This is a genomic window from Paenibacillus alvei DSM 29, assembly GCF_000293805.1.
Lineage (GTDB): Bacteria > Bacillota > Bacilli > Paenibacillales > Paenibacillaceae > Paenibacillus_B > Paenibacillus_B alvei.
This window is the reverse complement of sequence record NZ_AMBZ01000006.1, coordinates 289,480-307,705: the sequence shown is the minus strand read 5'-3', so window position 1 is coordinate 307,705 and position 18,226 is coordinate 289,480. Positions and strand designations below refer to the sequence as shown.

Genomic DNA, 18,226 nt, shown 5'->3' with positions numbered 1-18,226 from the left:
AGTGTAAGGAATCGGCAAATAGCCATACAAAGTTTCGTTAATGCAAGTTTTGCAAAAAATCAAAAATTCCTTCATAATGGCTTAGGAGAGCTCAACGTTCAGCGTTGGGCTACGAGCATGAATCGCGGAGGAGCAAGACATATGAGTGCTTACATTGGAGAACGTTATCAATTATGCAAAGTCATTTTGCATCTGGCTGATGGAATATTATATGAAGCAATAGATTTATCACTAAAGAGAGACGTATTTATATATTTAGTAGAAAATAAAGGGCTGGATAAGGCTGAACAATGCAAGAAGGCGTTTGGCCAAATCTCGCATTTTTCAAATAATCGATTTTTCCATATGTTGAATGCCGGCACATCCGGCAGTGATTTCTTTGTTGTATTCACATCTTACAATGGAATGCCGCTTGCAAAGTACATACAGCATCACGCATTGAGTGCGACGAAGACGCTGTCGTTGGTTTATGAAGTTGGCAAGGCGGTTCAAGATGCGCTGGAATCAAATATTACGAACTTCTCGGTATCCGTCGATAACTTGTGGATTACGGAAGATCATCAAGTGCTAGTGATGAATTATTGGTCGACTGCGGCTACAGAACGATACGGTACATTGGGATTATGTTATTTGCTGTATCAATTAAGTACCCTCCATCTGAATGTGCCACAGTATTATGAAATGTACGAGGCGCGTTTGGCCGGCGCATTGAAGGAGTTGTCGCCTGGTCAGAAGGAAGCATTGTTGTCCCTTGTACAGAGTGTATATTTGGGAGAGAGCTCATCGTTCTCCTTCATGCTTACGCTTCGCGAGATTATGGACTCTCCGAATATACCGGTGAAGACAATTGGAGGCATTTATACACCGCCTGTCCCTAAAGTGGATCCGGAACTGCTCAGTATGGCGGAAGAGGAGACGGAAGAAGAGGAAGCGGCACCTTATGAGGCAGACGGCTCGGAAAATGTGGGCCGCAAGAAGATGATGCTGATCATCGCCTGTGCAGCCGTGTTTATTTGTGTATTGGGCGGTGCGGTCATGTGGGCGAACTCGCTCTCAAAAGCGAATGATGTGGCAGTGACTGATTCAGTTGCGGAATCCAACAACCAGGCCGTAACGGGGAATCCCGCAACGGAGCCGGGATCAGGTTCAGATGCGAGCCAAAATGATTCGGGAACTTCGACGAACGTTACAGAACCGCCCGCAACTGACAACAGCTCATCCAATGACAATTCGGATCAGGAACGCGAGACAGAGTCGGATGACTCGGATCGGAGGAATCAAGACCGTGATCGGGATTCCAACTCAAATAATTCGAGTGTAACTCCGCCAAATACAACACAAGAGAATAAACCTGATGATCATTCAACGGATTCGGGAACTACGAATAACGGTACCCAGGATGGTCAGACAGGAACAACGACGGATCCGACGACGCCTCCTGTGGATGGGCAGCATCCTGAGGGCCAACAGCCAGATCCGAACACGAATCAGACAACCGAACCACCGAAGTCCGGTGAGGTTGCTGTTCCTAATCTAGTAGGGCTGTCGAAAGAAGATGCAGAGAAGCAAATTCTCGCAAGCGGCTTGAAATATGAGTACGTCCTCGAGAACACTGATGAGCAGGAAGCAGGTAAAGTATTTAAGCAAGATGTTCCTGCTGGTGGTGCTGCGAAGAAGGGTGACAAGATTAAATTCTATGTTAGCCGAGCGAAGAAATAACCGGAAAGATCATGAGATAGATTTCATCTAATGAAGAAATGCCCCGAGTGGCCGTACCGAATTGTCGGCAGGCGCTCGGGGCATTTGTATATTGGTCACGCTGCTAGTTAATTACACGCGCAGTTCAATACTGGCTTTCGTGCTGCTTGTGTTTCATCCAATCGTTTTACATCCGTATAATGAGGAGCATTCAACAGCAGCTCAGGCTGCTCCTTCGCTTCCTGTGCAATTTGAATCATAACATCAATGAAGCGATCCAGTGTCTGCTTGCTTTCTGTCTCCGTAGGCTCAATCATCATGCATTCCTCTACATTAAGCGGGAAGTAGATGGTTGGCGGATGGAAACCGAAGTCGAGAAGGCGCTTGGCAACATCGAGCGTACGAATGCCATATTGCTTCAATCCTTTGCCGGACATGACAAATTCGTGCTTGCACACGCCTGGATATGGAATATCGTAATAAGGAGATAGACGGTGCATCATGTAGTTGGCATTCAGCACGGCGCATTCGGATACACGGCGCAGACCTTCTGGGCCATAAGTGCGAATATAGACATAAGCACGCAAGAGGATACCGAAGTTCCCATTATAGGCCTTAACCCGTCCAATCGACAATGGTGAACCATGATCGAAGTCGTATGAGCCATCCTCAAGTTTCATCACCGTTGGGGATGGGAGGAATGGAATCAGCTTGCTCTTCACGCCTACAGGGCCAGCGCCAGGGCCGCCGCCTCCATGCGGGGTGCTCATCGTCTTATGCAAATTCAAATGGACGACATCGAAGCCCATGTCTCCAGGCCGCGTAATTCCCATAATCGCATTCGAGTTGGCGCCATCGTAATACAGCAACCCTCCTGCTTCATGCACGATGCTTGCGATCTCGACAATATGCTCCTCGAACAATCCAAGTGTACTCGGGTTCGTTAGCATTAGCGCTGCCGTATCAGGCCCGACAGCTGCTCTGAGCGCATCCAGATCAACCAATCCTTGTTCATTGGATGGTATTGTAATTGTATCTAAGCCGGCCACGGTTGCGCTTGCTGGGTTCGTCCCATGCGAAGAATCAGGTACGATTACCTTCGTCCGCTGCTCGCCACGGCTTTCATGGTAGGCGCGAATCATCATTAATCCCGTCCATTCGCCATGAGCGCCTGCCGCAGGCTGCAGCGTAACCTTATCCATGCCTGTCAGCGCAGCAAGATCCTCCTGCAGCGTATACATGAGCTCCAATGCGCCTTGTACCGTGTTGATAGGCTGATAAGGATGAATGGCTGCGAGTCCAGTCAGTCTTGCCGCATCCTCGTTAATTTTTGGGTTATATTTCATTGTGCAAGAGCCGAGCGGATAGAAACCATTATCTACGCCAAAGTTGCGGCGTGATAAGGCTGTGTAATGTCTGATCACATCAACTTCATATACTTCAGGCAGCTCAGGCTCCTGACTGCGCAGCATTGAAGCAGGAATGAGTTCTTGAAGCTTGATTTCCGGAACGTCACATTCCGGTAAGGAATAGGCAGTGCGGCCAGGATGACTTAGTTCAAAAATTAGCGCTTGATCCGGTTTCATACGCAGCTCACCTCCAGCAGGTCGATAAATTGTTCGATGTCCGATTTGGACTTTTTCTCTGTAACGGCAATGAGCATATGTCCCGCAAGCTCAGGATAGAAGCGGCCCAGATCCAAGCCGCCGATAAATCCTTTGTCAAGGAGCAGCCCGTGCAGGCGATCCATATCGGTTCCTTCTGGAAGACGGACTACGAATTCATTGAAGTAAGGTGCTTGGAAAGCTAATGAAAGCTGCTGTTTGCTGTTGATTTGGGCAGAAGCATAATGAGACTTCTGTATATTCAGCTTCGCTACCTCTTGCATTCCCTTTTTGCCCATAACGGACATGTATATCGAAGCGGCAAGTGCAAGCAGCGCTTGGTTCGAGCAAATGTTGGATGTCGCCTTCTCGCGACGAATATGCTGCTCTCTTGCTTGAAGCGTGAGGACAAAGCCGCGCTTGCCATCCAAGTCTTTGGTCAGACCAACAATCCTTCCAGGAATTCGCCGCATATACGGTTCTGCTACCGCAAAGAAACCGCATGTTGGCCCGCCGAATGAAGGTGCAATACCAAGAGGCTGCGCATCTCCGACGCATACATCGACACCGAGCTTGCCAGGGCTCTCTAAAAGAGCAAGGCTTAGCGGGTTCGTACTCATTACGAGCAAACCTTTGTGCGCATGTGCAATTGGTTCGATTGCACGGATATCTTCGATGCAGCCAAAGAAATTCGGTGACTGAATAAGTACGGCAGCAGTCTCGTTCGTGACTGCATGCTCAAGTTGTGCAAGGTCAGTTACGCCGTCTTTATAACCGATCTCGACCACTTCAACATTCAGTCCTCGTGCCATCGTGCGAACAATTTGTCTTGCCTCTGGGTGTACGGTGCTCGATATGACGATCTGCTTGCGCTTCGTTGCGCCTACAGCAAGTGCTCCTGCTTCGGCCATTGCTGTTGCGCCATCATACATGCTTGCATTGGCAACAGCCATGCCTGTCAATTCGCAAATATAGGACTGAAATTCAAAGATTGCTTGCAGCTCACCCTGACTGATTTCAGGCTGATAAGGCGTGTATGCGGTATAAAATTCAGATCTGGAGACCAGATGCTGAATGACAACCGGTATATGATGGTCGTATATTCCTGCGCCAAGGAAGCTGGTGTGGCTCTCATTGTCTGCGTTGCGAGAAGCCAACTGCTTCATATGCTTCATCATGGCTGCTTCATCTAGTGGATCGGACATAGGAAGCACACCATTGTAACGAATGGATGCTGGTATATCGCGGAACAGATCTTCCATGGAAGAGATGCCAATCTGCTGCAGCATGTCGGCTTGATCTTGCTCCGTCATTGGAATGTAACGATGCTTCATGATGGATTCGCTCCTTTGGCAGGGATCGGATTTCGTTTATAAAATGGGGTAGGGACAACGCGGGCTTTCAACTGTTTGCCGCGAATTTCTACCATAACCTCGGTATCGAGTTCTGAAAAAGCGGTTTCAATTAAGGCAAGTCCTAAATTGCGCTTCAATGTTGGCGACTGCGTGCCAGTTGTGACCTCACCAATTACGCGCCCGTTGGCAAGCACCGGATAATGAGAGCGGGGAATGCCTTTATCAATCATTTCAATTCCTACCAGCTTCCTTGCTGGGCCATCAGCTTTTTGCTTCGTAAGTGCAACACGGCCAATGAAGTCGCCTTTATCCAGCTTGACGAATCGTCCGAGTCCAGCTTCAAGCGGTGAGATATCAGCGGTAATTTCTTGTCCATAGAGCGGCAGACGTGCCTCGAAGCGCAGCGTGTCTCTTGCCCCCAGCCCTGCTGGCAGCAAGCCGAATGATTCACCGGCACGAAGCAGTTCAGCCCATACCCCCGGAGCATCTTCTGCGGACAAATAGAGCTCGAATCCATCCTCGCCCGTATAGCCAGAGCGGGATAGAAGAGTTGACACGCCGCATACTTGTGCATCCGTTAGGAAATGAAAAGGTGCAAGCGAATCAACAGGCACTTCTGATACGGTAGAGAGAATAGCTTGGGCATTCGGCCCTTGAAGGGCGATCAGTGCCGTGCGGTTCGATACATTTGTCAAGGTCACGCCATGAATCAAATGCTTCTGCAGCCATGCATAGTCTTTGTCGATGTTGGAGGCATTGACAACAAGCATATATCGGTCACTCTTCATCCGATAGATGAGAATATCATCGACGACTCCTCCGTCAGGGTAGCACATCAGCGTATATTGTGCTTTCCCGTCCTCAAGCCGCGATACATCATTCGTTGTCATCTGTTGAAGAAACGTTAGGGAAGCCGGGCCGCTAACGATAAACTCACCCATATGGGAAACATCGAACAAGCCTGCCTGTGTGCGCACAGCTTCATGCTCCCGCTGAATACCGATAAATTGAACAGGAAGCTCCCAGCCGCCGAAGTCAATGCAGCGTGCACCGGGAAATGTTGAATATTGATCGAATATTGGCGTTCTCTTCAATTGACTCATGAAATCACCTCGATACGCTTATTTGGACAAACCATTGGTATGCGAACAAAAAAGGACAGCCGAAAGAAAAGTGGATGTGTTATCCTCTTCGTCTCTCGCTCTGTCCTTTGTACCTGAGAGTGTCGCCGAATGCTGCAAACGATTCGTCTGCTTCCGCATGTATCATCGGCTTTCCCCTTGGGTGACTGTATTCGATCTGGTGAATTACAGTGCTCTCCAGAGATGCGTCCGGTAAAAGTCCTTTTGCCTGAGAGATTCACGTCTTACGGCTTACTCCTTCGGCGCTGCTATGTCTCAGCAGTCTCTCCCTTTACCATCATTCGCCATTTTCAACTGTCATCTCTACATTAGTTGAGCCTTCCACACTTTGTCAATTGATATTTTCTTCACATTCGATTTCACTGCTTGTCATATTGACAATCGTACGTATCTTGCAATAATCTAAGGTTGTTATAATTACCCAAATGAAATCGTAATTGCGAACGAGGAAGGTCGGGAGAGTTTGACAATGATGATTGTCAACACCGAAGGAGCAAGTTGCCAGCTGCCGATTGGCAATGAATCTCTCAGGTACAATAACCGCCATTCTGACGCAGCTCTGGAGAGTGCATATTTAGTTGCCACCAAAGGGGTAAGTTCTGCCACTATTGTGCTGGAACGGGATCTCTCAGGTACCGAGGACAGAGAACAAGGCGCTAGGCCGCTCTCTGCCCATTTTAATGATCTCTAATGGATAGACGGCCTAATGAATGACATTATGAATGAAATGGGGCGTTGACATGAGTGAAGTGAAGGATGGATTGCTGTACAGTGAAGAGCATGAATGGGTAATCGCCATAGAAGGCAATACAGTACGAGTTGGCATTACAGATCATGCGCAGGCTCAACTGGGAGACATTGTATTCATCGAGTTTCCTTCAGTAGGAACCAGCTTGTCCGCGGGGGACAGCATGGGCTCCATTGAGTCTGTGAAGACCGTATCTGAGTTGTACTGTCCGGTATCTGGAACGATTACGAAGGTAAATGATGAATTGGAAGCGTCGCCAGAGCTTGTGAACAGCAGTCCATACGGAGACGGCTGGATTGCGGAAGTTGAAGTGGAAGGCAGCGCTGCGGAAGCAGTGAAGCATCTGCTGAATGCTGAGCAATATGCGAAGCTGATTGACTAATAATAGAAGGATCAATGGGTTGTGTACGTAGAACCTGCTGTATCGGTATAATGCTGGTGCAGCAGGTTTTTTTCATCCACAAAGTGAGAAGTTTCGATAGGATTCGCCGCCGAAAAAGAGTACAATAGAAGCATCGACAACCAGACGTTACAATGCTAAATAGAATGCTAGGTGAGTGGAATGACAATCGCTTTTTTGATTCGGGAATGGGTGGTATTACGGTATTGGCTGAGGCTATGAAGCAGCTGCCACAAGAGCAATATTTGTTTTATGCAGACACGCTTCATGTTCCATATGGGACAAAGTCGCAGCAGGAAGTGATGCGTCATGTGCAATCTGCTGTTGAGGAAATCATGCAGCATCATGTGAAGGCGCTTGTAATCGCGTGCAATACGGCAACGAGTATCGCAGCATCTGAATTGCGGCGGAATTACAATATTCCGATTATCGGCATGGAGCCCGCAGTCAAGCCGGCAGTAGAAATGAATCGCAATAACGGCAAGCGTGTACTTGTATTTGCAACAGCCTTAACGTTAAGCCAAGACAAATACCATACACTGGTCACTCGTCTTGATGAGGAACATATTGTTGATTCGATTCCTTTGCCGGAATTGGTAGAATATTGCGAGCAATTAAACTTTGATAAGGGAGTGATAGGAGACTTCTTTGCACAGAAGCTTGCTGGGATTGACTTGAGTCAGTACGGTACAATTGTGTTAGGGTGTACGCACTACCCCTATTATAAGCACATTTTGAGAGAAATAGTCCCTGATCATATCCAGCTCATTGACGGGAGTCAAGGCACAGTGCAGCGGTTAGCCCAAGTGTTGCAAGAGAAGCAGTTGAATCAGCAATCAGATCAGACAACAAGCCCAACAATTCAATTTATGTGTTCGAGTCATGATCAACAGTACATAAATAAGTTGCAGATTGCACTTCATACCTATCAGACCTTCGGGGGAATGGATACGAATGAACAGTCAATTGTTCGAGCTGACGGGGAGCAGTACTAAGCTGATCCCTATGCTTCCTGAACATACGGAAGATTTATATGAAGCAGCGTCTCATCCAGATATATGGCATTACTTGCCGCGCACGATCCGCAGTCTTGCAGATGCAGAACGGACGATTCATGATGCTGTTCTGAACCGTGAGAAGGGGATCGAGTATCCATTCGTTGTCATTGATCAGCTTACTGGGCGAATAATTGGTGCAACGAGAATTATGAATATGTCCGTCTTGCATCGCTACGCTGAAATTGGCGGTACATGGTATCATCCATCAGTATGGCGTACCCGCATCAATACCGAGTGCAAATATTTGCTTCTGCAATATTGCTTCGAACAGATACATACGATTCGTGTTCAGCTGACGGCGGATGTACGCAATGAACGCTCAAATCGGGCAATCCAACGGTTAGGAGCCGTGCTTGAAGGGAGATTGCGGCGTCATCGGGTGATGGAGGACGGGTATATTCGTGATTCTAATGTGTACAGCATTGTTGATGAGGAATGGCCCCAGGTGAAAGAAAGGCTCGAGCAATTTTTGAATCAGGTATATGTATAAGTTATAACACTATTAATTGTATTGATCGAAGCAAATGGAATATCCATAGTACATGGAGAGGATGTGCCCGCATTGAATTGGCAATCATCCTCTTTTCTTATTTAATGCTGGTTAGAGCGTATCGTATTATAGAACAACAACATAGATGAAAATACATGTTACGATACTCGGCAGCCCCGTTACAAACATTGTGCCGCTAAATTTAAAATTTCTTCGATGGTCTTCGTCAGGGATATGGCCCATATTAAATCGAAGCTTCGTGTTATCATTGAATGCGCCAGTAAAGAGTGAACCAACTGCCCAAAGCCCCAAACCGAAATAGCAGTTAATGTTGAATAGGATATGGGCATCTCCGCCTTGCCAAATAGATGTATACAATACAGTGAGAATAACGAAAATGAGACCAATTGCGAGTCGCCGTGCGATCATGATACACCTCCATTTACCCCATTATTACCCAATTATACATGACAATTGATTCATGTGAAAGTTAGATCAAAATAATTGAGCATAATGTTCAATCGTAAAACTACGATCGAATTGCAGATAACGGACTAGGAGGTTTATTGAGGAGATAGAACCATCTATAGTCAGAATAGGAACCAGTGAGGTTGAAGAAAATGGTTTTTACACTATCAAATATGAAAAGTGTATGATGTGTTGATTTTCAAAGTAAATAGGAGGGCATCTAACGGCGAAGTTCGCAGGTTAGATGTCCCTTTTATTATGGTTACGTGATCGAAGATTGTGACAATTGCAGGATCTGATGATGTATGTTCTGTTTGGACAGCCCGCCATGGTAACAGATAACCGCGTCAATCGGATATTTTGTTAGCTTGCCTAGTGAGCGGATTGCGCTTCCCATGTCCAGCGTCGTATGCGGGACGGGGCCGTGCAAAATCCCTTTATTACTTGTCATGGCGTCAGCGGCTATCAAGATGCGACTGCGCTCCAAATAGATGCTGACATGGCCTGCTGTATGACCAGGAGTATGGATAATTCGAATTCCACCACAGTAAGGAAGAAGATCATGATCCGCAATCAAGCGTGTTACGTTAGCAGAAGGCTGCAAATTGCACATGGCCAATACTTCAGCTCGCTGTTCTTCGGGCAGCAGCGGTAGTACGCTCGCCAGCGCTTCTCGGCGCGGATATTTGCCTTCTATATAGGGAGCGTCCTCCTGGTGAGCTAACACTTCGATACATCCGTTTTTGGAGGCGATAATATCAGGCAGACTGCCGATATGATCGAGATCTTGGTGGGTAAGCAGAACCGCTTGCAGACGATCCAGCGGCACACCGGATTCTCGCATGGCATGCTGGATGCGAATCCAATCGCCTGGCATGCCTGTATCGATTAGTACAGCACAATGCTCATCCCACACAAGGGTAGGGTGAATCGCTAATGCTCCTCCGATACCTTCAGATTCCAATTCTAACATCATGACTCCTGGTGCAATGATCATTGTCTATAGCCCTCCATTGTGATTGAGACTTGGCACTATGTCTAAGCATAGTTTGTTTTATCATGAATGGAGATTTTTATCAATTGTAAAATATTCAATTATAACACAAAAAAATATTTGTCAAGGGTGAAATTGCATCAAACACTAACTCTTCATATTGTCTATAAAAAATCAAGGCATAAAAAAAGCGACATCCAGAAGGATGCCGCTTCTTCAGTAAGCAGCTACATTGCAAGATAATTTAGGATTATGGCAGCATGCGGCCTCTCGTGCTTACATAGAGAGAGTACCATTCTTCACGTGTCAATGTGATGTGAAGAGCATCTTTACATGCGCGAATGCGGTCTGGATTTACCGTGCCGATTACAGGTTGAATCTGAGCAGGGTGTCTCATTAACCATGCCAACACAATCGCTTCGCAAGTTGTGTTGTATTGGGAAGCAAGCTTCTGAACAAGGTTGGCGGTAACTTTGACCGACTCGGGTTCATTGTCGATTTTGCGTCCAGAATACAAGCCCTGCGCAAGCGGACCCCAGGATTGAACTTGGATGCCATTCATTCGGCAATACTCTAACGTTCCATCTGGGAAGGTATCGTCAGCAGAAGCAGCCTGATTCACGTGAACGCCTGCATCCAGCCAGCCGAAGCGGGCAAGGCTCATTTCCAACTGATTCGCTACGAATGGCTCATCGCAGCATGATTGCAGGAGTCGAATTTGACCGGCACTCATATTAGATACGCCGAAATTCCGTACTTTGCCGGATTTTTTCAATTGATTAAACGCTTCACCGACTTCCTCCGGTTCCATTAGCGGGTCTGGGCGGTGTAATAGCAAAATGTCCAAATACTCGGCGCCTAGGCGGGCAAGAATGCCGTCGACACTTTCTAATATGTGAGATTTCGAAAAATCGTAGCGACCTGGAATATCACCTTCAGCGAAACGAATTCCGCATTTCGACTGAATAATGATCTTCTCGCGCAAGCCTGGTTGCGCTTTCAGTACCTCGCCAAATACTTGCTCGGCTTTTCCTCGAGCGTATATATTCGCGTGGTCGAACATGTTAATGCCAATTTCAAGCGCAGCTTCCACCGCGGCTTCCGCATGTTTGACATGCTCCTTCGTATACGGCTCAGCATCCCAGCTTCCACCCATCCCCATGCACCCAAGCACAATACGGCTAGCTGGAATTCCGCGTTCATTCAATGGTAACGTTGTCACAAGCAATCACTCCAATGTTGTAGTCAATGATAATCGTATGCGTGTTGCTTTATAGTGTTCGTCCAAATCGCTCTGGATTAACAGTACTAGTGTACTACAGTAGTGTACGAGATTCCACTTCTTCGCCTAAGAACCGCATCTGCTGGAAAATAACCTGAATGTGGTTCTTCTCAATCGGATTAGAATGTGCCAAGATAAGAAGGGGGAGTTGAGCACATGTTCCAAGACTTTAAGCTTATCCCGGGGAAACCGGCATATTTGCAGGTTCGAGACTATTTGCGGTTGCTTATTAATCGCGGATGGCTGACGGCTGATCAGAAGCTACCCTCGACAAGGGAGCTTGGCAATGTATGGGGGGTAAGCCGCAATACAGTAATCGCAGCTTATCAAGAGCTGGCTGATGAAGGACTTATTTATTCGATTCCCGGCCAAGGCAGTTATGCTTCACCTGCAGAGCGATCCAACACAATCGATGCAAATATGAACTGGAACGAGAGAATGAGTGAAAAGGCGCAAATCGCTGAGCGCATGGATGCGATGAAACATGGTGTACGCGGAGAGCGCGGCATGATTTCATTCATGAGCATTGCGCCTGACGAATCGTTATTTCCACTTCAATATGTAAAGCAGGCCTTAGTAGACCGAATTGCGGCAGAAGGCGAAATCATGCTCAATTACGGATATGCACAGGGCTATCAGCCGCTTATTGAAGAGTTGAAGCAATATATGGAGTCCAAGGGCATCGACATGAAAGGCAAAGATATGCTCATTACGAATGGATTCACCGAAGGGCTGGACATTGTCCTCTCTGCAATTGAGAAGCGCCATGGGCGTGTCATTTGCGAGAATCCAACCCATCATAGTGCGATTAAGCTATTCAAGATGCACGGTCTAGATATCGATGGCATTGAAATGGAGCATGATGGTGTGAACATGGAGAAATTGGCCGCTGCAGTAGAGGAGAGACCCTATGATTTGGCTTATCTGATCCCTTCCTACCAGAACCCAACGGGCGTCGTAATGTCTCCTAGCAAGCGGATGAATGCAATTCGTCTATTCGCAAAGCACGGCATTCCTGTAATCGAAGACGGTTTTAGTGAGGAACTGCGTTATTCCGGCGCACATGTTGCACCGATTATTGCCTGCGCTGGAGGAGCTAATCATGTTATCTATATTGGGAGCTTTTCTAAAATATTATTTCCCGGAATGCGAATTGGCTGGATAATCGCAGATGAGCAGCTGATTTCCTATCTCGTGAGTATGAAACGCGCACGAACGATTCATACCTCAACGTTGGATCAAGCTGTTCTCTATCAATATTTGCACAATGGACATTTCGAGTCTTACTTAAAAAAGGCAAAATCCGTATATAAACGCAAGTACGAATGGGCTGTGCATAGTTGCGAGCGGCATATTCCATTCCGTAAATTATGGGGTGACGGCGGTCTTCATTTGTTTATTGAACTAGATGCGTCTGTTGATGTGTTAGAAGTTCTAAGCAGATGTCAGAAGAAGGGTGTTTTATTTACGCCAGGAAGCCGCTTCTTTACGGATGGGGGAGGGGAAAACACCTTCCGTATTGGGTTTTCACGCGTTTCAGAAGCGGATATCGAGCGGGGTACCCAAATAATCGGGAATGTTATAAAGCAAATCATCCAGGAGGGGTAACAGATGAAGGTTGGTATCATTATGGGGGGCGTATCTTCGGAGCGAGACGTCTCACTTATGACAGGTCAGGAAATGATCAAGAACTTAGATAGAAAATATCAAGCTGTGCCTATCGTATTGAACAGCAAGGCAGAGCTGATTGATAAAGTGAAAGGTATTGATGTTGCGCTGCTTGCTCTTCATGGTGCGTTCGGAGAAGATGGAACGATCCAAGGAACGCTTGATACGCTTGGTATTCCCTATACAGGCAGCGGCATTTTATCAAGCAGTCTGTGCATGAATAAGCTGTTAACAAAGAAGATTGTAAAGTGTGAAGGTTTCGCAACTGCTGATTGGCTCTTGATGCAAGCTGGTTCAGCATACGATGTTGACCAAATTGGCGCAGCACTCGGATTCCCGCTAGTCATCAAGCCTAATGCAGGTGGTTCAAGCATTGGCGTGCAGCTGGTGCATCATGCTGAATCGCTAGAGACAGCCCTGCAGGAAGCGTTCAGTTACGACACAGAGATACTGATAGAACAATATATTCAAGGCGACGAGATAACATGTTCCATTTTGAATGGGCAAATGCTTCCGGTTTTATCTATTAAGCCTAAGGGGGAATTTTTCGATTATTCCTCTAAATATGAGGATGGCGGTGCGGATGAAGTCGTAATTGAGCTACCTGAATCAATTTTGCAGCAGGTGCGTCGGACGGCTCTTGGTGTGTATAAGGCAGTACAATGCAGCGTATATGCACGTATTGATATGATTCTTCACCAAGGAGTTCCGTATGTGATCGAAGTGAATACTCTTCCTGGATTGACGAAAAATAGTTTGCTGCCAAAGAGTGCTCAAGCGGCGGGTATATCCTACAGTGAACTGCTTACTCAAATTATTGAAATTTCCCTTCAAGAACATACGCGTCAGCCCATTCATGGTGAGCTTGTGAAATAAAAGATGCAAGCCGTCAGCCATACCTTCTAAATGAATGGGAAAGCTTGTACATGCACATAATAACCTTCGATCCTAGGTTAGGAAAGGAGGGGCAGCAATGAACAACAAGCCGTCTCATGATCATGCAACAAAAGCTGAGGTTCAAACGACGAAGCTGAATAAGCTTCCTGTTCCTGAGAATAACACGGATACAGAGTTCAGTGGGGAAGCATTCGAGCAAGCAGAGGCCAATCGTTCTGCAACGAGAAAGAACGATACTGTATCTTAACTGAATCAGCATTTTGCCTCAGTTTCTGCGAGAGAGACTGAGGCATTTTCCTATATGGGGAAGATTGATAATGCGGCATTATGCCATTTCCTTACAGATTACAAGGAAACACTTGAAATGTTCGGTTAGTGCTGATACTGTGTTCTTTAGATAGAATCGATCAAACATTGAAGTTTGATCTGATTGGCATGGAACGGAGGAACAGAGATGGAAGAGAATAAGAACGAGCAATATGACCATCAAAAAGAATTGTTTGAACAACTGGGCATTACGCTGGACGCGTTCACGATTCATCAGAAGGATTTTCAAATCAAATTCCGTGGATACGATCCAGATGAAGTAGATGCATTTCTTGATGATATCATTAAGGACTATAGCCAATTCTATGCGGTAATTTCAGATTTGTTGGAGAAGTACAAGGAATTAAAGCTGCAAGAACGAGCGAACAAGATTTCGATGATGCACCGTGAACGTGATGAATCCCTCAACAAGGGTCCTTCTGTTGATGTGAAGTTCATCGAGGATATCGTTCGTAAAATGGAGCAGAATATTACGGAATTGAAATATCGTATGACCATCGAACGAGAAACAGAAAAAGACATGTAATGAGACCAGGGGCACAATTGTAAGGTGTGCCGCTGGCCCAATACATAAAGACACCCGCGAAGCCGCGGGTTTTTTAGCATGTAATCAAGTCTTCGCTTCCCGCTCGCTGATTCTCGTAGAGTAGCGGTATATGTGCAGCTTCCCTAACTGTCAGACATACAATAAGTGATGAGCCGCCGCAGCTTATCGAAAAGGTAAAATCAGGGTGTCTCTGAAACTCGCGTTAACTTCTGGTTATGCTGTCCGAATCCTGCCCTTGTTCCCCCAAGTGATCCCGCTTATGAAGACTAAATCAATACTCGCTGCCTCCAAGGTTGTCCCATGGATTCATTAAGGGTGCAATCCTCCAAATGTAACATTTATCCACGATGATGATGATATAATCATAATTGGTGATGACATATTATGGCATCATGATTCGCGCAAGAAACTAATTTTGTATTGCTTGGGAGGATGCGGCATGATTCGTACTATTCGATTAGAGCAATATCGACCTGAATTAGCAGAAGCGATCGCCGAGATGTGGAATGATAGTAATGAATCATTCGGCGGCGGAAACTCGAGAATGACTGCACAGCAGGTGAGGCAGCAGGAGGAGAACACGGATACTCTTGCCTTATACCTGGCACTTGATGGAGAACGGGTAGTAGGGTATTGCAAAATATGCGAGTATCGGGAAGATACAGGAGCACTCTATGTGCAGCTATTGAACGTACATCCTGATTATCACGGTCAAAAGATCGGCAAGCTGCTCGTTACAAAAGCCGTTGAGGATACGATTGAGCTAGGCTGGCCGAGGTTGGATCTCTACACATGGCAGAGTAATACCAAGGCAGTCCCATTGTATAAAAAGTGCGGATTCTTCTGGGAAGATCGTGACGATACTACACATCTCATGAACTTTATCCCGACCGTCGTTCGCACCGAAGCACTTGCTCCCTATTTTGAGCAGCTAGATTGGTACGAAGATTCCATTCGCGAAATTAATGTAACCCCCGACGGAATCAAACAAAATGGCTTCGATTACTATGCTTATGAATGGGGAAAGTCCGGCAAGAGACTCCGAGTTGAGTTTGAACGCAGAGGGCGAGGGATGAGGCTGATTGAGACAGACGATTATTTGTTGGCAGCGGAGGTTGACTCTTCTGCTCTTATTTGCGGAAGAACGTACTCGATCCGTTATCGTCTTGTCAATAAGACGCAGAAGCCTCTTCACATTGAACTTCGGGGCGTAAGTGATCGCAATATTCATTTTGATTGGCATTCTGCTGTTGATGTGATAGGAGATGTCTGCTTAACAGCTGAGTTCGATGTCCAGGAACTGCAGGAAGAGCTGAGTAAATGGAAAACAAGCCCTGCTGTATGCACAGAGCTGCTCATTAACGGAAAAGCTGCGCAATTTCGTGTTGGTGTTCTTCCCAAGCTCCCAGCCAAAGTGGAAATGAAGCTGCCAAATGACGGCGTGTACCATCGAAGGCAAGGCATTGCTTATATTGACTTTGAGAGCCATCTATCAGACCGGGCCACATTCCGCTTCTTCCTTCCATCCCAAGAGCTTATCGTATGGGAACAGAGCGAGCTCGAGATTAGCTTAGAGCCGCTTGCTCGACAATCTATTGCCATCCATTATAATGTTCTTGAATTTGGTTACTATCAAGCCGATATTCAAATCTATGCTGAGTCAGAGTCTGGCGATTCGCTGACATTTGTGCAACGGATTGGTGCGGCATTCCCAGGAGTAGGTGCTGCCTATCAAGGCAAGAGTAATCTAGGTTGGCATATCGGAAATGGGAAATATGCTGTAACTATGAACAAGGAGCATCATGACTCGGAGCTTAGATGCATAGGAATGGAAGAGCAATTATTTATGTCATATCCGAAGCTTGGGACGCCATTTTCGGACGAGTTCTCTAAGAAAGCACCTGCTGAAGTGGAATTTATTCAAGAAGCGAATGGAGCAATGTTAAAGGTTGTACACTTTCGCTCCTCGGCCTTCCCGCATGTTCTCTTGAAGGTGATGACCCGGTTACATGGGGATGGCATCGTTGAACGTTGGTTTGAAGCAACGAATGAAGGGGACAAGCCTATGTCGCACGAGCTATGGGTATCCCAATCCATTCGAAAAGATCTCTTCCGAGCAATTATTCCTTATGAAGGTCAGTATGTTGAAATGAGTGATTCGATTGGGAGCGCTTATGAGTATTGGGACAGCAATCGTATTACGGAGCGCTGGTTGTTCAACCGTGGTCACGGCTTGCCGATCGGGATCTGTTGGAGCGAGGCCTACCAGTTGAATTTTCAGAGCTGGCATTTTGATTTGAACACCAGCTTTGGAGCGATTGATGCTCGTGCAACTGTCAAGAGTGATACGATTATCGTATCTCTGGGAAGTTTTACGGATTGGCGGTCATTTCGTGCACTTGCAATGCAGACTGGCTGGGATGAGCCTGTCCATCTTGTCCCGCAGACCCAACTAATGATCGGTGATCGGAATCCGTTCGTGAAGGGGGAGCCGACATTGATCTTGCAGGATCGAAAGCAAAGCACTTGGAATGGGAATGTGGAAATGTCCTATCGCTATTCGGCTGATATTGAAGCACAGTCTACCATCACGCCAGAGGAAGAGGCAACCCAGGTGAGCATAACATTGCGGCCCTTGCTTCAATCCATAGATGTCGTAGATGTAAGCACGAGCTTGGATACGGAGCTTGGCCAGTACCAAGCAGCGATTTTCCGCCAATTGACGGAACCGATCGAATGTGTAGAGACGTTAGAATCAAACTATAAAGTTTTCGCTGCTGACAATGGGGTTATCCGAATAAAGGCGGCGCCTGATTATTATACTTCTCTGTTCTCGCTCGAAGTAGAAGGAGAAGAATGGCTTATGAACAACTACCCGTCACGAGACGTGAAGTCATGGTGGAATCCGTTTGTGGGAGGTATCTACTCCGATCTGAATCAACTTAGATCGATGTCGGTGCTGAAGCAAGAGCGGTCAGCTCAATTTGTGAAGCTGTCCGATCAGCATCATAATGAATGGCAAGGAATTCGTGTTGATTTAAACATTCAAGAGCATGAGAAGTATAAAGGGATATGCCTGAGCAATTACTATCTGTTATTGCCAGGAGTACCGATTTTGTGTTATTTCACGGATGTGCTGCAGAATTCCCGGGCATTTTTGAGTGATCGGTTAGAACAACAATTTTTTGTTCATCAGGGTGAAGCGATGCAGGACAGCTGGGTGGAATCATATGCCCATTGCGGACGGACAATTGCTTTCCCTCAAGGCAAGGGTGTCATTGATATTTATGAAAATTCAGATTGTCGATTCGGCTCTAATGACAGGACAGCGCTGCTTCATATCATCTCCGATCATACTGCTGCCCGTTCAAATGTATATGTAAATAAAGAGGTGTCACTTGCAAGTATTACCCATGATCTGAACATCCCGAACGGTCAGACACTGCGAACTTCGCCTGTCATGTTGCAGTTCTCTATGGAGCGAATTGAGCCGGAGGCATTAACTGATCTTCGCGCAATCCGCTTTTCCCAATCTGACTAGGAGGTGG

Annotated in this window: 15 protein-coding genes and 3 riboswitches; of the genes, 9 read left to right on the top strand and 6 right to left on the bottom strand. The window is 46.5% G+C overall.

Translation table 11 applies throughout. The features are described 5' to 3' along the window. The first annotated feature begins 141 nt into the window (after positions 1-141). Positions 142-1,719: a PASTA domain-containing protein gene (locus PAV_RS20645; RefSeq protein WP_040736453.1), complete on the top strand. Its 1,578-nt coding sequence runs from the start codon at positions 142-144 to the stop codon at positions 1,717-1,719. Between the two features lie 107 nt (positions 1,720-1,826). Here PAV_RS20645 and gcvPB read toward each other — a convergent pair whose 3' ends face one another. The 3 genes from gcvPB to gcvT are packed head-to-tail and all read right to left on the bottom strand — an operon-like array spanning position 1,827 to position 5,760. Continuing rightward, positions 1,827-3,284 (bottom strand): aminomethyl-transferring glycine dehydrogenase subunit GcvPB, encoded by a 1,458-nt coding sequence (gene gcvPB / locus PAV_RS20640; protein WP_005549530.1) that lies wholly within the window; start codon positions 3,282-3,284, stop codon positions 1,827-1,829. Further along, positions 3,281-4,636 (bottom strand): aminomethyl-transferring glycine dehydrogenase subunit GcvPA, encoded by a 1,356-nt coding sequence (gcvPA, locus tag PAV_RS20635; RefSeq protein WP_005549528.1) that lies wholly within the window; start codon positions 4,634-4,636, stop codon positions 3,281-3,283. Before gcvPA ends, gcvPB begins: the two co-directional genes overlap by 4 nt. Next, a complete protein-coding gene (gene gcvT / locus PAV_RS20630) occupies positions 4,633-5,760 on the bottom strand; it encodes a glycine cleavage system aminomethyltransferase GcvT (protein ID WP_005549527.1) in 1,128 nt (375 codons plus the stop codon). Before gcvT ends, gcvPA begins: the two co-directional genes overlap by 4 nt. Positions 5,761-5,858: 98 nt before the next feature. Further along, positions 5,859-5,982: riboswitch (glycine riboswitch) on the bottom strand. Between the two features lie 3 nt (positions 5,983-5,985). Continuing rightward, a riboswitch (glycine riboswitch) is annotated at positions 5,986-6,080 on the bottom strand. A gap of 163 nt (positions 6,081-6,243) precedes the next feature. Then, a riboswitch (glycine riboswitch) is annotated at positions 6,244-6,352 on the top strand. 187 nt (positions 6,353-6,539) lie between these two features. Here gcvT and gcvH point away from each other — a divergent pair. The 3 genes from gcvH (at position 6,540) to PAV_RS20610 (ending at position 8,495) form a co-directional block, all read left to right on the top strand. Then, a complete protein-coding gene (gcvH, locus tag PAV_RS20620; RefSeq protein WP_040736355.1) occupies positions 6,540-6,929 on the top strand; it encodes a glycine cleavage system protein GcvH in 390 nt (129 codons plus the stop codon). Between the two features lie 152 nt (positions 6,930-7,081). After that, positions 7,082-7,942 carry a glutamate racemase gene (gene murI / locus PAV_RS20615; RefSeq protein WP_157267058.1) on the top strand — a complete coding sequence of 287 codons (861 nt, stop codon included), beginning with the start codon at positions 7,082-7,084 and terminating at the stop codon, positions 7,940-7,942. Continuing rightward, entirely contained in the window at positions 7,902-8,495 is a 594-nt protein-coding gene (locus tag PAV_RS20610; protein ID WP_005549523.1) for a GNAT family N-acetyltransferase, read from the top strand. The genes murI and PAV_RS20610 overlap by 41 nt, the downstream gene beginning before the upstream one ends. A gap of 126 nt (positions 8,496-8,621) precedes the next feature. On the opposite strand, the gene PAV_RS20605 is transcribed toward PAV_RS20610, so the two are convergent. The 3 genes from PAV_RS20605 to PAV_RS20595 all read right to left on the bottom strand — a co-directional run bounded on the left by PAV_RS20605 (position 8,622) and on the right by PAV_RS20595 (position 11,179). After that, complete coding sequence (locus PAV_RS20605) at positions 8,622-8,924, bottom strand: DUF5316 family protein (protein WP_005549521.1); 303 nt, start codon at positions 8,922-8,924, stop codon at positions 8,622-8,624. 301 nt (positions 8,925-9,225) lie between these two features. Further along, positions 9,226-9,960, bottom strand: a complete 735-nt coding sequence (locus PAV_RS20600) for an MBL fold metallo-hydrolase (RefSeq protein ID WP_005549519.1) — start codon at positions 9,958-9,960, stop codon at positions 9,226-9,228. Positions 9,961-10,207: 247 nt separating this feature from the next. Next, the gene (locus PAV_RS20595; protein WP_005549517.1) at positions 10,208-11,179 is read right to left on the bottom strand and encodes an aldo/keto reductase; all 972 of its coding nucleotides are present in this window, start codon (positions 11,177-11,179) and stop codon (positions 10,208-10,210) included. A gap of 216 nt (positions 11,180-11,395) precedes the next feature. On the opposite strand from PAV_RS20595, the gene pdxR reads away from it, so the two are divergent. From pdxR to PAV_RS20575, 5 genes are all read left to right on the top strand, one after another. Further along, entirely contained in the window at positions 11,396-12,847 is a 1,452-nt protein-coding gene (gene pdxR / locus PAV_RS20590; protein WP_005549516.1) for a MocR-like pyridoxine biosynthesis transcription factor PdxR, read from the top strand. A 3-nt stretch (positions 12,848-12,850) separates the two neighbouring features. Next, positions 12,851-13,783 carry a D-alanine--D-alanine ligase gene (locus tag PAV_RS20585; RefSeq protein WP_005549514.1) on the top strand — a complete coding sequence of 311 codons (933 nt, stop codon included), beginning with the start codon at positions 12,851-12,853 and terminating at the stop codon, positions 13,781-13,783. 97 nt (positions 13,784-13,880) lie between these two features. Next, positions 13,881-14,051 carry a hypothetical protein gene (locus PAV_RS35350; protein WP_005549512.1) on the top strand — a complete coding sequence of 57 codons (171 nt, stop codon included), beginning with the start codon at positions 13,881-13,883 and terminating at the stop codon, positions 14,049-14,051. A 207-nt stretch (positions 14,052-14,258) separates the two neighbouring features. Next, complete coding sequence (locus PAV_RS36950; protein WP_005549511.1) at positions 14,259-14,657, top strand: DivIVA domain-containing protein; 399 nt, start codon at positions 14,259-14,261, stop codon at positions 14,655-14,657. 460 nt (positions 14,658-15,117) lie between these two features. After that, positions 15,118-18,219 (top strand): GNAT family N-acetyltransferase, encoded by a 3,102-nt coding sequence (locus PAV_RS20575; RefSeq protein WP_005549509.1) that lies wholly within the window; start codon positions 15,118-15,120, stop codon positions 18,217-18,219. Positions 18,220-18,226 lie beyond the last annotated feature (7 nt).

Coding starts and splice junctions, on each gene's coding strand:
- PAV_RS20645 (WP_040736453.1), top strand. CDS start 142: ATGAGTGCTTACATTGGAGAACGTTATCAATTATGCAAAGTCATTTTG.
- gcvPB (WP_005549530.1), bottom strand. CDS start 3,284: ATGAAACCGGATCAAGCGCTAATTTTTGAACTAAGTCATCCTGGCCGC.
- gcvPA (WP_005549528.1), bottom strand. CDS start 4,636: ATGAAGCATCGTTACATTCCAATGACGGAGCAAGATCAAGCCGACATG.
- gcvT (WP_005549527.1), bottom strand. CDS start 5,760: ATGAGTCAATTGAAGAGAACGCCAATATTCGATCAATATTCAACATTT.
- gcvH (WP_040736355.1), top strand. CDS start 6,540: ATGAGTGAAGTGAAGGATGGATTGCTGTACAGTGAAGAGCATGAATGG.
- murI (WP_157267058.1), top strand. CDS start 7,082: ATGCTAAATAGAATGCTAGGTGAGTGGAATGACAATCGCTTTTTTGAT.
- PAV_RS20610 (WP_005549523.1), top strand. CDS start 7,902: ATGAACAGTCAATTGTTCGAGCTGACGGGGAGCAGTACTAAGCTGATC.
- PAV_RS20605 (WP_005549521.1), bottom strand. CDS start 8,924: ATGATCGCACGGCGACTCGCAATTGGTCTCATTTTCGTTATTCTCACT.
- PAV_RS20600 (WP_005549519.1), bottom strand. CDS start 9,960: ATGATCATTGCACCAGGAGTCATGATGTTAGAATTGGAATCTGAAGGT.
- pdxR (WP_005549516.1), top strand. CDS start 11,396: ATGTTCCAAGACTTTAAGCTTATCCCGGGGAAACCGGCATATTTGCAG.
- PAV_RS20585 (WP_005549514.1), top strand. CDS start 12,851: ATGAAGGTTGGTATCATTATGGGGGGCGTATCTTCGGAGCGAGACGTC.
- PAV_RS35350 (WP_005549512.1), top strand. CDS start 13,881: ATGAACAACAAGCCGTCTCATGATCATGCAACAAAAGCTGAGGTTCAA.
- PAV_RS36950 (WP_005549511.1), top strand. CDS start 14,259: ATGGAAGAGAATAAGAACGAGCAATATGACCATCAAAAAGAATTGTTT.
- PAV_RS20575 (WP_005549509.1), top strand. CDS start 15,118: ATGATTCGTACTATTCGATTAGAGCAATATCGACCTGAATTAGCAGAA.